The 15,254-nt window shown below is 60.0% G+C and carries 12 protein-coding genes; 1 reads left to right on the plus strand and 11 read right to left on the minus strand.

Annotation, left to right across the window (positions count from 1 at the left end; genetic code table 11):
* Positions 1-115: 115 nt before the first annotated feature.
* From mltG to aspS, 10 genes are all read right to left on the minus strand, one after another.
* A complete protein-coding gene (mltG, locus tag QZ822_RS00710; protein WP_294641844.1) occupies positions 116-1,309 on the minus strand; it encodes an endolytic transglycosylase MltG in 1,194 nt (397 codons plus the stop codon).
* Complete coding sequence (ruvX, locus tag QZ822_RS00715) at positions 1,306-1,869, minus strand: Holliday junction resolvase RuvX (protein ID WP_005505922.1); 564 nt, start codon at positions 1,867-1,869, stop codon at positions 1,306-1,308. Before ruvX ends, mltG begins: the two co-directional genes overlap by 4 nt.
* A gap of 2 nt (positions 1,870-1,871) precedes the next feature.
* On the minus strand, positions 1,872-4,559 hold the full coding sequence (gene alaS, locus QZ822_RS00720) for an alanine--tRNA ligase (RefSeq protein ID WP_294641846.1): 2,688 nt from the start codon (positions 4,557-4,559) through the stop codon (positions 1,872-1,874).
* A gap of 132 nt (positions 4,560-4,691) precedes the next feature.
* Entirely contained in the window at positions 4,692-5,186 is a 495-nt protein-coding gene (locus QZ822_RS00725) for a hypothetical protein (protein WP_005508736.1), read from the minus strand.
* Entirely contained in the window at positions 5,186-5,617 is a 432-nt protein-coding gene (locus QZ822_RS00730) for a DUF948 domain-containing protein (protein ID WP_049352477.1), read from the minus strand. Before QZ822_RS00730 ends, QZ822_RS00725 begins: the two co-directional genes overlap by 1 nt.
* Positions 5,618-5,922: 305 nt before the next feature.
* Positions 5,923-6,555, minus strand: coding sequence for a 30S ribosomal protein S4 (rpsD, locus tag QZ822_RS00735; protein WP_012903479.1), 633 nt, complete (start codon positions 6,553-6,555; stop codon positions 5,923-5,925).
* Between the two features lie 728 nt (positions 6,556-7,283).
* A complete protein-coding gene (locus tag QZ822_RS00740) occupies positions 7,284-8,798 on the minus strand; it encodes a replication-associated recombination protein A (RefSeq protein ID WP_294641849.1) in 1,515 nt (504 codons plus the stop codon).
* A 176-nt stretch (positions 8,799-8,974) separates the two neighbouring features.
* Positions 8,975-9,409, minus strand: a complete 435-nt coding sequence (gene dtd, locus QZ822_RS00745) for a D-aminoacyl-tRNA deacylase (RefSeq protein WP_294641850.1) — start codon at positions 9,407-9,409, stop codon at positions 8,975-8,977.
* Between the two features lie 81 nt (positions 9,410-9,490).
* Positions 9,491-10,018: an adenylate kinase gene (locus tag QZ822_RS00750; RefSeq protein WP_294641852.1), complete on the minus strand. Its 528-nt coding sequence runs from the start codon at positions 10,016-10,018 to the stop codon at positions 9,491-9,493.
* A 207-nt stretch (positions 10,019-10,225) separates the two neighbouring features.
* Positions 10,226-11,998: an aspartate--tRNA ligase gene (gene aspS, locus QZ822_RS00755; RefSeq protein WP_294641854.1), complete on the minus strand. Its 1,773-nt coding sequence runs from the start codon at positions 11,996-11,998 to the stop codon at positions 10,226-10,228.
* Between the two features lie 428 nt (positions 11,999-12,426).
* Here aspS and QZ822_RS00760 point away from each other — a divergent pair, with 428 nt between their 5' ends.
* The gene (locus QZ822_RS00760) at positions 12,427-13,383 is read left to right on the plus strand and encodes a DUF559 domain-containing protein (RefSeq protein WP_294641855.1); all 957 of its coding nucleotides are present in this window, start codon (positions 12,427-12,429) and stop codon (positions 13,381-13,383) included.
* A 254-nt stretch (positions 13,384-13,637) separates the two neighbouring features.
* Here QZ822_RS00760 and hisS read toward each other — a convergent pair whose 3' ends face one another.
* Complete coding sequence (gene hisS / locus QZ822_RS00765; protein ID WP_294641856.1) at positions 13,638-14,999, minus strand: histidine--tRNA ligase; 1,362 nt, start codon at positions 14,997-14,999, stop codon at positions 13,638-13,640.
* Positions 15,000-15,254: the final 255 nt, after the last annotated feature.

Below are 15,254 nucleotides of genomic sequence, written 5' to 3' on the forward strand. Positions count from 1 at the left end.
TACAGCAAAGGCGGGCACCTCCCCCACTCTCGTGGAGGCGGTACCCGCCTCAGCAAGAAACCTTCAGTCCAAAGCTACCGAATCGTAGCTACCGGCTGAACCAATCAGTAGCAGCTTAGCTACAACGGTTCGGATGCTTAGAACACCACTGGTTGTACTCTTCAACATAACGCTGGTGCTCAGCGTACGTGCGGGAGTACTTAGTCTCACCGGAATCCAGATCCACAGTCACCCAGTAGAAGTACGGGTTCTTCTCAGGAGCCGCAGCAGCCTTAATCGAAGCCAGCTGCGGAGAACCAATCGGACCCTTAGGAAGACCCTTATGCGCATAAGTGTTGTACTTATTGCTCTTATCGGCCTTCTGCTCTTCCGTCAGGTGGTACGAGCGGACACCCAGACCGTAAGTCACGGTCGCATCCGACTGGATCAGACCGGAGGTCTCACCATCGGGGTTGTTCAGACGATTCTCAATGATGCCTGCAACCGCCACGTAGTCCTTCGGCTGAGCCTCAAGCTCCACGATGGAGGCAATAGTCAGCACCTCAAAGATCTTCTGATCGCCGCTCACGCCGGCTTCCTTCAGGTCAGCCTTGGTCTTATCAACCATGGTCTGAATGACCTTCTTGATGTCGGTGCCCTTCGGGAAGCGGTACTCACCCGGGTGCAGCCAACCCTCAATCGAGGGGAAGTTGCTCGGCACACCGTACTGGGTGTAGTTGCTGACTGCGTCCTCAACCTGCTTGCGGGTGAACGCACCATCGGAGCCAGAAACAATCAGATCGATGGTTTCGCTCACGCGCTTACCCTGCGGAATCGCCAGGTACAGTACGTTGCTGTTCGCCTCAATAATGGTCTTAATCGCGCTCGAGCTGCTCATGTGCTGCTGCAGTTCATAGGTGCCAGGCTGCAAGTACTTACCCTTGCTCTCCTTGGTGTACACCTCAAGGAACTTATCAGCATCAGCAATGACGCCAGCGCTTTCCAGCTCCTCAGCCACCTGCGCGGTGGACTGACCGGAACGAATCGTGAACGTCACGGTCGTGCCGTTACCGCCACCCGAGTAGTCACGATTCTTGAACGGGTCGTAGCGAGTAATCAGGGCACCAGAAATGATGACCAGAGCCACGACAAACAGGGAAATTGCGCTCAGCATGACGGCGCGGCGGCGGCGCTTACGCGCACGCAACGTAGCCACCGACACGATTTCCTGTTCCATCGTAATGCCGGTAATACCCTTACGTTCGTCCTCGGCCGTGGGCCTAAAGAGGTCGAGCCCGCTCTCTTCGGGATGTTTATTCTGTTCGGTCACTGAAGGTTCTCCGTTTCGTTGACGGCACCAACCGCGGTCCCTTCTGACTCGGACGGTCGGTTTTCTTCGTGGGCCGGATCGCTCACCTTGTACCCGGCTACGGACTGCCCCGCCTTGAGGGCATCCAGGCTGTACTGCAAAATATTCACAGCCGCCACCTGGTCAACCATAGTCTTGAAATCTCGGCTGGAAACCCCAGCCTCGTGCAGTGCACGGTGAGCGCTCACGGTGGTGAGTCGCTCATCCACCAGCCAAATGTTAATGTGTGTTTTCTCTTCGGCATCCAGCTCGGAGCGCAGAGCCTGCGCGTACTCCCGAGCCATTTCCGTGGAGGGAGAATCCCCACCACGCATGGTCTTCGGAAGCCCGACGAAAACCTCCACCACCTCGTTCACCTCAATCAGCTTGCGCAAAACACGGCGGTCAGAGTTCTTCTTCGCGTCGCGGCGCAGCGTCTTGAGCGGGGTGGCGAGGATACCGTCGGGGTCGCTGAGGGCGGTGCCGACGCGGGCGTTACCCACATCGACGCCCATCCGCACTCCGCGCTGGAATTCTGCCATATTTAGGCCTGAGCCTGTGCGATAGCGTCGCGGACAGCGTCCAGAGCAGCACCAATCTTGGATGCATCCTGGCCACCACCCTGAGCGACGTCGTCCTTACCGCCGCCACCGCCGCCGAGAACACCGGCAGCAACGCGGACCAGAGCACCAGCCTTCACGCCAGCCTCACGAGCACCCTCGTTAGTTGCCACCAGGATGACGGGGCGGCCATTAGCCACACCCACCACAGCAACAACCGCAGCCTCGGAACCGAAGCGCGAACGCAGATCCAGAGCCAGCTCACGAACACCGTTAGCGTCCAGTTCGCCAGCGTCATGCGCCAGAACGCGAACAGAACCGATAGTCTGTGCGTTCTCCAGCAGCTTGCCAGCCTCAGCCTGCAGCTTCTCGCGGCGCAGCTGAGCCAGTTCCTTCTCAGCAGCCTTCAGCTTAGCCAGAGTCTGGTTAATCTTCTCCGGCAGATCAGCGGAGGACTGAACCTTCATTAGGCCGGTCAGCTGGTTCACCAGGGTACGCTCAGCAGCCAGGTGGTTGAAGGAATCCAGACCCACCAGAGCCTCAACACGGCGGTTACCGGAGCCAACAGAGCTCTCAGTCAGCAGGGTCAGCGAACCAATCTCAGCGGACGAACCAACGTGGGTACCACCGCACAGCTCGCGGGAGAACTCGCCACCGATTTCAACAACACGCACCACGTCGCCGTACTTCTCACCGAAGAGGCTCATAGCGCCCAGAGCCTTAGCCTCAGCCAGCGGCATCTCACGGGTAATCACCTCGTGGTTATCGCGGATTGCGAGGTTAGCGACCTCTTCAACCTCACGCTTAGCGGACTCGGACAGGCCCTCGTTCCACGCGAAGTCGAAACGCAGGTAGCCTTCCTTGTTGAAGGAGCCACGCTGAGTAGCCTCGTTGCCGAGCACCTGGTGCAGGGCAGCGTGAATGATATGGGTACCGGAGTGTGCCTTCTCACCGTCGCGGCGGCGCTGAACATCAACCTGTGCCACAACATCGGCACCGACGTGAACCTCGCCCTCACACACAACGGCGCGGTGAACGCTCAGACCCTTCACGGGCTGCTGAACGTCCTGAACGTCAATGATGAAGCCGTTACCGGTAATAACACCGGTGTCAGCTGCCTGGCCACCAGCCTCCGCGTAGAACGGAGTCTCATCCAGGACAACCTCAATCTTGTCGCCAGCCTTAGCCGCGGGAACAGACACGCCGTCCACCAGGATTGCGCGCAACTTAGTCTCAGTACGCAGCTCGGTGTAACCGGTGAAGATAGAACCGCGCTCGTCCACGAGCTTACGCAGCTCGGACAGGTCAGCAAACGCACCCTTCTTCGCCTTAGCGTCAGCCTGCGCACGGTGACGCTGCTCAGCCATCAGCTCACGGAAAGCCTTCTCGTCAACCTTCACGCCAGCCTCAGCAGCCATCTCGAGGGTCAGGTCAATCGGGAAGCCGTAAGTGTCGTGCAGAGCAAACGCCTCAGCACCAGAAACAGAGTTGGAGCCGTCCTTCTTAGCGGCTGCAACAGCCTCTTCCAGGCGCTCAGTACCGGTCTCAATGGTGTGCAGGAACGCCTTCTCCTCAGCGTACGCAATGCGGGAAATACGCTCGAAGTCCTCACCCACGTACGGGAAAGCACCCTTCATAGCCTCGCAAGAAGCCGGGAACAGCACGGGCAGGCAGGGCTCAGTAACGCCCAGCAGACGCATCGCACGAATCGCGCGGCGCATCAGACGGCGCAGAATGTAGCCGCGACCCTCGTTGGAGGGGGTCACGCCATCAGCAATCAGCATCAGCGAGGAGCGGATGTGGTCCGCCACCACGCGCATGCGCACGTCATCCTCGTAGCCCTCGTCCTCGGGGGACTCGGAGCCGTGGTACTTCTTACCGGACAGCTTAGACGCAGCGTCCAGAACGGGGCGGACCTGGTCGGTCTCGTAGAAATTCTCAACACCCTGCAGCAGCATTGCCAGGCGCTCAACACCCAGGCCGGTATCGATGTTCTTCTTCGGCAGATCGCCCAGAATCTCGAAGTCGTCCTTGCCGATGCCCTCGCCACGCTGGTACTGCATGAACACGAGGTTCCAAATCTCAATGTAACGGTCGTCGTCAGCCGCCGGGCCGCCTTCCTTACCGTAGGCGGGGCCACGGTCGTAGAAGATCTCCGAGTCGGGGCCTGCAGGGCCGGGCTGACCGGTGGACCAGTAGTTTTCCTTCATGCCCATACGCTGAATACGCTCAGCGGGGAAACCAACGGTCTTAGTCCAAATCTCGAATGCCTCTTCGTCACCCTCGTAAATGGTGACCCACAGGCGCTCGGGATCCAGGCCAAAACCACCCTGATCCTGAGGGGTAGTCAGCAGCTCGTAAGCGAAAGGAATAGCCTTCTCCTTGAAGTAATCACCGAAGGAGAAGTTACCAGCCATCTGGAAGAAGGTACCGTGACGTGCAGTCTTACCGACCTCTTCAATGTCCAGGGTGCGGATGCACTTCTGCACGCTGGTCGCGCGGGAGAACGGAGGGGTCTCACGGCCCAGGAAGTAGGGAATGAACGGCACCATACCTGCGATGGTGAACATAGCGCCGGGCTCGTTCGAAATCAGCGATGCCGAAGGCACCACAGTATGGCCGCGGGAAGCGAAGAAATCAATCCAGCGCTTGGAAATCTCCTGTGAGAGCATCTCGTTCCTTAGAGTAATCTGTGCGAAATTCTATATTAGTCTACTGACCTATGGTGCCTGCCCGAGAGCAAAATGGCTAATCGAGCCACCCTCGTACCGTGGTTAACGGACAAAAGCACCACCTTTTAAAACCTAGTTGAAGAAGCCGTCGCCGAGCTGACGGTCACGCGCAATACGCTGCTCACGCGCTCGCTTCTGAGCCTCTTCCAAGGAGGCAATCTCAGCCTCCACCTCAATGAGTTCACGCTCCGCCAAGCGACGGTTCGTGGACTCAATCTCAGCCGAGCTCATCTGTCGGTCCCAAGTATCCAGGGAGCCAGGACGCAAATCCTGCTTCTGGCGCTCCACCTTAGCGTTGAGCTCCATCTCCTTCTCCTGCATGCCCTCACGCACGCGGGCGGCGAACTCAACAGCACGCAACGCATACGGCTGCAGGGGCTTGCCAATCGGCGAATCGAAGAACTTTCCCATCTGAGACTCCGGGTTGAGGGCAAGCTCACCGTGCTCACGCATGAGCAGGGCGCTGCCGGGGGTACGCTGAGCAGGTTCGGAGGCGGCACGCCTAGAAGCGAAGTAACCAACCGCCGCGCCGGCGCCAAGCAGAAGAGCTGAACGAAGCAGACCCATTAGTTCTCACCGCCTGCAGAGTAAGAGCCACCCTGTGCCGAGCCGTACTGACCACCAGCGTTGCCGGCGCCGTGTGCATCGCCGGACTTACCGCCACGGAATGCCTGACGCACACCGTACGAGAAGGAAGCAACCTTAATCAGCGGCTGACCCACAGTCGAAGTCACCAGCGAGGACAGTGCAGAAACGTTCGCGGATGCGTCCGAAACGTTCGAGGTGATGTCGTCAACCTTCTCCAACTGCTCATTAGTAGTCACCACAGTGCGGGTCACCTCTTCAATGAGGGGGCCGGTGCTCTGGTTCAGCGAACGAATCGTCACGATCAGCTCATCAAACACCTTAGTCAAGCGAATAATGGGTAGCGCAAGCAGAGCCACCAGAATCGCAAAAACTCCCGCTGCAATCAGGCCCGCAATATCTCCGCCGGTCATCTATAACCCCATTCCGCTCAATGCATGATGCTTATCAATAGTCGTACAGGACCGCGTGCCACCGTGGCACGCAGCCGGACTGCATACACAGTTCAGGACTATATACACAGCTCAATCCCTTATTTTAGTCGATAAATCCTTCAAGCGCCCCTTAAACTCTCATGAAACTCCCAGCGACGGAAGATTCACAGGTTCAGCGGCGCCACTCCCCTCTGGTGTATAAGCCCCAAAACCCGCGCGTTAAACGGGAACAACCCGCCCCCACCGAACCGGTGCAGGACGGGTTGCTTCTCGAAAAATCGAGATTATGCCAGACGCGAGTAGTACTCAACGACCAGCTGCTCGTCGCAGATCACGGGGATCTCTTCGCGCTTGGGCTTGCGCTCAAGCTTTGCGTGCAGCTTCTCGATCTCAACGTTCAGGTATGCGGGAACCTCGGGCAGAACTGCCTGGTGCTCGCCAGCAGCCGCAGCCTGGAAGGGGGCAGTCTTCTCAGCCTTGGGGTGAACGTGGATCAGCTGGCCGGGCTTGACGTGGAACGAGGGGCGGTCCACGCGAACGCCGTCAACCATGATGTGACGGTGAACAACCATCTGACGTGCCTGTGCAATGGTGCGGGCGAAACCTGCACGCAGAACCAGGGCATCGAGGCGGGTCTCGAGCAGCTCGACCATGTTCTTACCGGTCTGGCCCTCGGTACGCTTTGCCTCGAGGTATGCGCGGCGCATCTGTGCCTCGCGGATGTTGTACTGAGCGCGCAGACGCTGCTTTTCCTTCAGCTGGGTAGCGTAGTTGGAGTCAGCCTTCTTGCGGGCACGGCCGTGCTGGCCGGGGCCGTAAGGACGACGCTCGAGGTACTTTTCTGCCTTCGGGGTCAGTGCAATGCCCAGGGCACGGGACTGACGCACGGTACGGCGGGTGCGGTTGTGCTTAGCCACAATCTACCTTTCTATGTGAGGCTCCTGCACCCTCACGGGTGGGGCCTCGGTCTGTTGAATACTGGCCTCCTCGGTTGACCCCGCCGGGACCCGTACGCGACCGACTCGGTCGTTGCTGTACGGTGGTGGGGCGGAGAGCTCGGGGCAGAGTACCCCGCAGCTACATTACTGACGCTCGCACAAATGCGGGCATAGTAATTGCCAGACCCGTCAAGCTTACCGGATGCACCCGGGCTTTACCAGCCTTTTGGGGAATCTTTGGTTCAAATCACTGTGCGTGTGGGTTTTTGATGGCTACCCACACGACCCCAACAGAAAATATTTGCACCCGTCAGCGCTATTTAGGTGCACCTTCCCCGAAAAATCACGGCGCCAAGATGTTGGATTGTAATCATTTCGTTATTTTTAACCTGTGAATCTATGGGAATAGCTTGCCTTCAGGCTCCCATATCGCCTAGACTAGAGACCATAACAAGCTTGACCTCCGCCCTTCCGGGATTGGCCGACAGTCAAGACGTCTATCACAACTCAAAACTCTGATGCGGTGCGCAGTACTACCGAGGTACTACGCACCGCTTTCTGTTTACCCTCATTTAGGCGGGGCGGTAAGCTGCCCGGCGAGCCCTCACGCGCGGCTAGTTTGGTGGCTAGTTTGCATGATGAATCCGCGCGCGGGCTGGTTTGGGCGATGAATCTGCGCGGCTGGTTTGGGGGATGAGCCGGCGCGGTTAGTTGCCGCCGTCAAGAATCCTGCGGATACGCTCACGACGCTCCGTCAACGTACGCTCAAAACCGTGCTGAGTCGGCTCGTAGTAGACTGTGCCGCGCAGGGTATCCGGCAGGTACTGTTGAGCCGCCACGTGGCCCGGCGCATCATGCGCATAAATGTAGCCGTCACCGTGACCAAATTGCTTAGCCCCCGCATAGTGAGCGTCACGCAAATGCACCGGAACCTGACCCGAAGCGCCCGCACGGACATCCGCAATCGCGCGGTTAATCGCGTTATACGCGGCGTTCGACTTCGGCGCGAGCGCACAATAAATCACCGCCTGCGACAGGATAATACGAGCCTCCGGCATGCCCACCAGTGCCACCGACTGCGCCGCAGCCGTCGCCACCTGCAACGCCTGCGGATCAGCCAAACCAATATCCTCACTCGCCAAAATCATGATGCGACGCGCCACGAAACGCGGATCCTCGCCGCCCTCCAACATGCGCGCCAGGTAGTGCACCGCGGCATCAGCGTCAGAGCCGCGCATGGATTTAATGAACGCGCTCACCACGTCATAATGCTGATCGCCCGAACGGTCATAACGAATCGCGGCGCGGTCTACCGCCTCCGTAGCGTGCGCCAGGGTGATGCGCACGGGCGCGGCGGGTTCGGGGTCCTTCTCCCCTGCTTCCCCCGCCGGTTCAACTGAGCCCTCGGCGGAAACGGCAGGTTCTGCCGAAGCCTGTTCGGCCTCGCTGAACGCGATGGCGGCCGCCGCCTCCAGCGAGGTCAGGGAGCGGCGAGCGTCGCCTCCGGAAACCGCCGCGAGGTGGGCGCGCGCATCCGCATCAATCACCGCCGCACCGCCAAAACCGCGCGGGTCAGCCAGAGCACGGTCAATCAGGTGCTCAATATCGGACTGCTCCAGCGAATGAACCCGCAACAACAGCGAGCGCGAGAGCAGCGGCGAAATAACGCTGAACGACGGGTTCTCCGTCGTAGCCGCAACCAGAATCACCCAGCGGTTCTCCACGCCGGGCAGGAGCGCATCCTGCTGGGCCTTCGTGAAGCGGTGAATCTCATCGAGGAAGAGCACGGTGGTCGTGCCGTACATATCGCGGTCGAGCAGCGCCTGGTCCATGACCGCGCGAACGTCCTTCACGCCCGCGGTAATCGCCGAAAGCTCCACGAACTTGCGGCCCGGCGCGCGCGCAATCACATGTGCCAGAGTGGTCTTACCCGTACCCGGCGGGCCGTACAGAATCACCGAGGAGGGGCCAGCCGGGCCGGCATTCTCCCCCGCCAACACGCGCAGGGGCGCACCCGGAGTCAGCAGGTGATCCTGGCCGAGAACCTCATCAATAGTGCGCGGACGCATCCGCACCGCCAACGGTGCACGAGACGCCGAACGGGCAGAGCGCGCACGCGACGCAGAAGTGCGCGAGGAGGCGGGCTCCTCAGCGGGCGCACCAATCAGGCTCACGCGGTCACCGTCGTCGGGCAGCTCAAGATCAAAGAGGGAATCAGCCATAGTCTTACTCTATCGTTTCACAGGCTTGAGGTGGGCGCGGGGTATGGACTTACGGGTGCGGATTTAGCTCGCGGCGTGACGCCACACGGGTTTTCGATGGGGTTTCGATAGGTTAGTGTCTTCGCCGTGGGTTTTAAACCCCTGGGCAATCCACTAACCTATCGAAAGCGCTGACCTTAGAGGGTCTCGCTGTCGAGGATCAGGGTCACCGGGCCGTTGTTGACGAGCTCCACCTGCATGTCCGCGCCGAACACGCCGGTCTCCACGTGTAGGCCACGCTCACGCAGCGCCTTAACGTAATCGTTGAACAGCGGCTCACTCACCGGACCCGGCGCTGCTGCAGACCAGGAGGGGCGGCGGCCCTTCTTCGCATCCCCATACAGGGTGAACTGGCTGACCGCCAGCACGGGTGCGCCCTCATCAAGGAGTGACTTCTCCCCCTCCAGCAGGCGCAGGTTCGCGGTCTTATCGGCAAGCTTCGCAACCTGGGCCGCGCCGTCGCCGTGGGTGATGCCGACCAGCACCAGGTAGCCGGGCCGGTCAATCGCGCCGACCGTCTCGCCGTTCACGCGCACCGCCGCGCGGGTTACGCGCTGAATAACTACTCGCATCGTTCACCTTTCATTTGGAGCCGACTCTCGCCGGGCTCATACATCTTCTTTTAGTATCGCGGCGGTCAGTCGGCAACAGCTTCAGAGCCCGCCGCGCAGCTGCACGGCACGCAAAAACTGGTTCGCCGCCCGCGGGGTACGAAACTCAATAAAACGCTTCTGCAGATGCTGCCCGCGAGCCTCCGCCAGCAGCTGTCCGACGTGCGGGTAGCTCCTCCACGTGTACCGAATCATGTTGTCCGGGTCGCGCAGAATATCCTTCAGCGGCGGCTCCACATTATCCGCCCAGAGCTTCTGCCCCGTCACCGCGCGGCGCACCGTCCGACGAACCACACGCCACATCACCACCGCGCGGCTATAGCGCAGATAAATCACCACATCCGCACGCTCCAGCAGGCGGCCACGCACCTGCGGATACTGCCACTCCGTAATCCACGCGGGCCGCTCAATGAGCGCCTGAACATCCGCCTCAAAACTAGGGCGCGGAGTCCAGTCCGGACCCCAATGCAACGAATCCATCTCCGTATGCGGAATATTCAGGATGCGCCCCAACCGCGCCGCAAACGTCGTCTTACCGCTACCGCTCGGGCCCGCAATCAGGATGCGCATGCTCCCCCTCCCCCTTGGTTAGTACACAGATCGGCACGCACGCCAGTTGATACAAAAGGTGGGCTGCGACCCTGCACAGCAGAATACACAGCCCACCCTCAACGGCGCCCCGGCAAGACCCGAGCCTCACAGCCCAGAACACCCTACCGGGTTCACGCCGCACGCCTCACACCCCAGCCGGGGCGCAAGACCAAAGACTGGAGAAGATTACTCCTCGTCCTTCTTCTTCGGCTTGAAATCAACGCCAGCTTCCTTACGCTGCTCCGGGGTAATCGGTGCAGGAGCCGCAGTCAGCGGATCGTAGCCGTTACCGGTCTTCGGGAACGCGATAACCTCGCGGATCGAATCAACGCCAGCCAGCAGAGACACAATACGGTCCCAGCCGAACGCAATACCACCCATGGGCGGTGCGCCGTACTTGAACGCATCCAGCAGGAAGCCGAACTTCTCCTGGGCCTCTTCCTCACCAATGCCCATCACAGCGAACACGCGTTCCTGCACGTCACGGCGGTGAATACGGATCGAGCCGCCACCAATCTCGTTGCCGTTGCAGACAATGTCGTACGCGTACGCCAGAGCCGAACCCGGGTCAGTGTCGAAAGTGTCCATGAACTCGGGCTTCGGAGAGGTGAACGCGTGGTGCACAGCAGTCCAAGCAGAGTGGCCCAGAGCCACGTCACCGGACTCAGTAGCCTCAGCGGAAGACTCGAACATGGGAGCGTCAACAACCCACACGAAGGACCACTCGCCGTCCTTAATCAGGCCGGTACGGTGACCAATCTCAACACGAGCAGCACCCAGCAGCGCACGGGAAGCCTTAGCCTCACCAGCAGCGAAGAAGATGCAGTCGCCGGGCTTCGCGCCGGTAGCCTCAGCCAGGCCAGCACGCTCAGCGTCGGTAATGTTCTTAGCCACCGGACCGGTCAGCTCACCGTCCTCCTGAATGAGAACGTAAGCCAGACCCTTAGCGCCGCGCTGCTTAGCCCACTCCTGCCAAGCGTCCAGGGTACGGCGAGGCTGAGAAGCGCCACCGGGCATCACAACGGCGCCCACGTAGGGAGCCTTGAACACGCGGAAAGTGGTGTCCTTGAAGTACTCGGTCAGCTCGGTCAGCTCCAGGCCGAAGCGCAGGTCGGGCTTGTCCGAACCGTACTTCTCCATCGCGTCCTTGTAGGTCATGCGCTGAATCGGGCGGGGAACCTTCACGTCAATCAGGTTCCACACGGCCTCAACGATGCGCTCGCCCAGCTCAATGATGTCTTCCTGATCAACGAACGACGCCTCAATGTCCAGCTGAGTGAACTCAGGCTGACGGTCCGCACGGAAATCCTCGTCACGGTAGCAGCGAGCAATCTGGTAGTACTTCTCAATACCGCCCACCTGCAGCAGCTGCTTGAACAGCTGCGGGGACTGCGGCAGAGCGTACCAAGAACCCGGAGCCAGACGAGCCGGCACCAGGAAGTCACGCGCACCCTCGGGGGTGGAACGGGTCAGGGTCGGGGTCTCAACCTCAATGTAGCCGTCCTCGGCCAGCAGGTTACGTGCCGCACGGTTCGCGTCCGAACGCAGGCGCATGATGCGAGCCGGCTCCGGGCGGCGAAGATCCAGGTAGCGGTAGCGCAGGCGCGCCTCCTCACCCACCTCAACGTGCTCGTCAATCTGGAAAGGCAGCGGGGCCGCGGTGTTCAGCACCTCGACGGCAGACACCTCAACCTCAATCTCGCCGGTCGCCAGGTTCGGGTTCTCATTACCCTCCGGACGCTTAGTCACCAGACCGGTCACACGCAGAACATACTCGTTGCGCAGGTGCTCAAAATCAGCCTCGTTGTGGAAAACACACTGGGTGACACCCTCACGGTCACGCAGGTCAACGAAGGCGACACCACCGTGGTCGCGGCGGCGAGCCACCCAACCGGTCAGGGTGACGGTCTCTCCAATGTTTGCGGCGGTCAGCTCGCCGTTGGTGTGAGTGCGAAGCACAGACATTCCTTTCATAGCGGGCACCTCACGACTATAGACAGTAGCCGGGTACTCGCGGTTGATGATATGCGCACACTGCGTGCGCCTCATATATTGTATCCCCTCCGGGCAGGTCGAGGGCGGGTCAGAGCAGGTTGGGGCAAGTCAGGCGCCAGTCAGGCGGCAGAAAATGGGGTGCGGAGGCGGGATGCGGGTAGGGCGGCAGGTTCGTGGGTGTCTGCGGTCGATAGGTTAGTGTCTTCGCCATGGGTCTTTAACCCGGGGTGAAGACACTAACCTATCGAAAAGTCACTAACCTATCGAAGTATTACCGAGGAATCCGCTCCATCTGCCTGTGGACAAACACTTTTTCGGTAGAATCCGCGAAGTTATCCACAGATTTCACAAACAAGCCCCACAACTCCACACAGCCTGCCAGGATAAAGCCTATGAACACCGCAACCATTCCATGGCAACGCAACCCGCACAAGCCACCGACTACACCAGAAATCACCCGTGCCGCAGAACTACACCCATTCGTGCTGAACTCCCAGATGCTCAACCTGCGAGGAATCGGGCCGAAACGCATTCGCAAGCTAGTGGCGGAAGGGTCTCTGCAGCGCATCCAACGAGGAGCCTATATTTATACCCGCGATGCCCAAGCGCTCACCCCCGAAGAACGACTCACGGTACGATGCATCGCTGCTCAGACGATGGGTCTTCAAGGGGTCTTCTCCCACACATCAGCCGCGGCGCTATGGGGACTTGATGTGCTCTCTGTTCCCCAAACGATAAGCGTGTATAGCTGCAGTCATAGCACCTCTGACAAGGGAAGAATCACCCGGCATTACAGTGCCACCGGCCCCGAGGAGGTCACCCGATTACCGGGCACATCCATCATGGTTACGACGGTGGCTCGAACGTTGCAGGATTGCGCTCGCAACATGCCCTTTCGGGAGGCAGTAGTTCTCGCTGACTCCATCATGCGGCGGGGACTCTTGGAACCCCACGAGGTAACCGAGATTCTGCTGAATCTTACCGGCTACGGCGGTTCCTCCGGGCGCATCCTGGCGCAGGCGGTGGATGCATCCAGCGAGTCAGCAGGTGAAAGCCTCACCCGGTGCCTACTCATGGAACACAGGCTACCCTCACCCGTTACGCAATACCCGGTTTCTTGCGAGGGTCGTAACTACCGGGTGGACTTCGCCTGGCCCGAGGCGCGGGTCATCCTCGAGTTCGACGGTGAACAGAAATACGTGGATTACCCCGGCAGGGACCGGTACGAGGCTGCTCGCGACCGTGCCCTAGCCCGCGCCGGGTGGACGGTCGTGCATCTAACCTGGGCTGACATTTTTCAGAAAGAACAGGAAGTCATTACCCACCTGCGGAAACTGCTTTTGAGGTAAAGCAAGGAAACACCTCGGTCGATAGGTTAGTGTCTTCCCTGCGGGTTAAAGACCCACGGCGAAGACACTAACCTATCGAAAAATCACTAACCTATCGAAAATCTGGGCCCGCACAAAAAGACCCGCCCGGCAGGGAGGTCAACATCCTCCCCACCAGGCGGGTACACATCCATATGCAGGCTTGCAGTGGCCAAACACTACAAGCAGCTAGATACTACAGCGGCCAAGCACCGCAGGCATTACAGTCCCTAAGATTACAGGCCCTCAGCACGCACGATCTGAACGTGCAGGTCCTCAGCCGGCGGCATCCACGAAGCCGGATCGGCAGCAACCTGCTCACCCGAACGGATGTCCTTCACCTCGTGAACCGGGGCGCCCGACTCATCCGAAGAAATGAACCACACGAACGGAATGCCGCGCTTCTCGGCGTACTTAATCTGCTTGCCGAACTTCGCCGCGTTCGCCGACACCTCGCAGGCGATACCGCGGGCGCGCAGTGCATCCGCAACATCGTTCGCAGCAGACCAGCCCTCATCATTGGTCAGGGCAACGAACACAGCCGAAGGCACCTTACGGCTCGCCTGCGCAAAGCCCTGCGACAGGATACGAGCCACCACACGGGTCACGCCAATGGACAGGCCCACGCCCGGGTACGTCTTCTTGCCGTTCGAGGCCAGCGACTCGTAGCGACCACCCGAGCAAATCGAACCCAGCGACTCGTGGCCGACCAGCACGGTCTCGTACACGGTGCCGGTATAGTAGTCCAGACCGCGAGCAATCGACAGGTCAGCCAGCACCTTACCCGGCGCACGGCGGGACGCCTCCTCAATGACCTCGGCCAGCTCAGTCAGGCCCTGGTCCAGCAGCTCGTGCTCCACCGAATACTTGGCGGCCAGCTCACGCACCTGCTCCACGAAGGATGCATCCTCGGTACGAATCTGGGCCAGCTCCAGGGCGGCCGCGGCAGCCTCCGCGCTCGCTCCGGCCTCGGACTGAAGCTCCTCGGCCACGCGCTCCGGACCAATCTTCTCCAGCTTGTCGATGGAGCGCAGCACGGCCGCGGTGTCGGTCAGGCCCAGGCCCAGGTAGAAGCCCTCGGCCAGCTTGCGGTTATTCACACGCAGCTTGAACTCAGGAATCGGCAGCTTCGACAGCGCATCAACAACAACCAGCGCCAAGGTCACGTCGTAACGGAACGGCAGCTCACCGTCGCCAACCACGTCAATATCAGCCTGAGTGAACTCGCGGGCACGACCCTCCTGCGGACGCTCACCACGCCACACCTTCTGAATCTGGTAACGCGAGAACGGGAAATTCAGGTAACCGGCGTTCTCCACCACGTAACGGGCAAACGGCACGGTCAGGTCAAAGTGCAGAGCCAGCTTTTCCTTAGCCTTAGCAGCCTCATCCTCCTGCAGGCGAGAAATTGCGTAAACTTCCTTGTCAATCTCACCCTTGCGCAGCAGCTGCTCAATCGTCTCTACCGAACGAGTCTCAATCGGGGAGAAACCGTGCAACTCAAAAGTCTCACGCAGAGTGTCCAGAACATGATTCTCAACCAACCGCTCAGCCGGAAGATACTCGGGAAAACCAGACAGCGAAGCCTTGCGAGCCATACGCGATACTCCTTGACAAAGAACTCGACAACAAAACCCCGGAACACCTCCGGGCATATCTACCCATCATACCAACACCCACCCCGGCACAGCACCCACTCCCCCACCTCACCCGGCACAAACCCCCACAAACCCGCGGACTGCAGGTTCGCCCACAACACAACACGACCAGACACTACTCACACACACCCCACAGAGGCTATGCTTAGGAGGTGCACACGCACACCCAAACGGGTGCCCACCACGGGGAACAGC

This window comes from uncultured Rothia sp. (assembly GCF_916715725.1).
GTDB lineage: Bacteria > Actinomycetota > Actinomycetes > Actinomycetales > Micrococcaceae > Rothia.

What these genes read in the sequence shown, in the direction of transcription:
- ruvX (WP_005505922.1), bottom strand. Translation starts at nt 1,869, where the DNA reads ATGGCAGAATTCCAGCGCGGAGTGCGGATGGGCGTCGATGTGGGTAAC.
- alaS (WP_294641846.1), bottom strand. Translation starts at nt 4,559, where the DNA reads ATGCTCTCACAGGAGATTTCCAAGCGCTGGATTGATTTCTTCGCTTCC.
- QZ822_RS00725 (WP_005508736.1), bottom strand. Translation starts at nt 5,186, where the DNA reads ATGGGTCTGCTTCGTTCAGCTCTTCTGCTTGGCGCCGGCGCGGCGGTT.
- QZ822_RS00730 (WP_049352477.1), bottom strand. Translation starts at nt 5,617, where the DNA reads ATGACCGGCGGAGATATTGCGGGCCTGATTGCAGCGGGAGTTTTTGCG.
- QZ822_RS00740 (WP_294641849.1), bottom strand. Translation starts at nt 8,798, where the DNA reads ATGGCTGATTCCCTCTTTGATCTTGAGCTGCCCGACGACGGTGACCGC.
- dtd (WP_294641850.1), bottom strand. Translation starts at nt 9,409, where the DNA reads ATGCGAGTAGTTATTCAGCGCGTAACCCGCGCGGCGGTGCGCGTGAAC.
- QZ822_RS00750 (WP_294641852.1), bottom strand. Translation starts at nt 10,018, where the DNA reads ATGCGCATCCTGATTGCGGGCCCGAGCGGTAGCGGTAAGACGACGTTT.
- QZ822_RS00760 (WP_294641855.1), top strand. Translation starts at nt 12,427, where the DNA reads ATGAACACCGCAACCATTCCATGGCAACGCAACCCGCACAAGCCACCG.
- hisS (WP_294641856.1), bottom strand. Translation starts at nt 14,999, where the DNA reads ATGGCTCGCAAGGCTTCGCTGTCTGGTTTTCCCGAGTATCTTCCGGCT.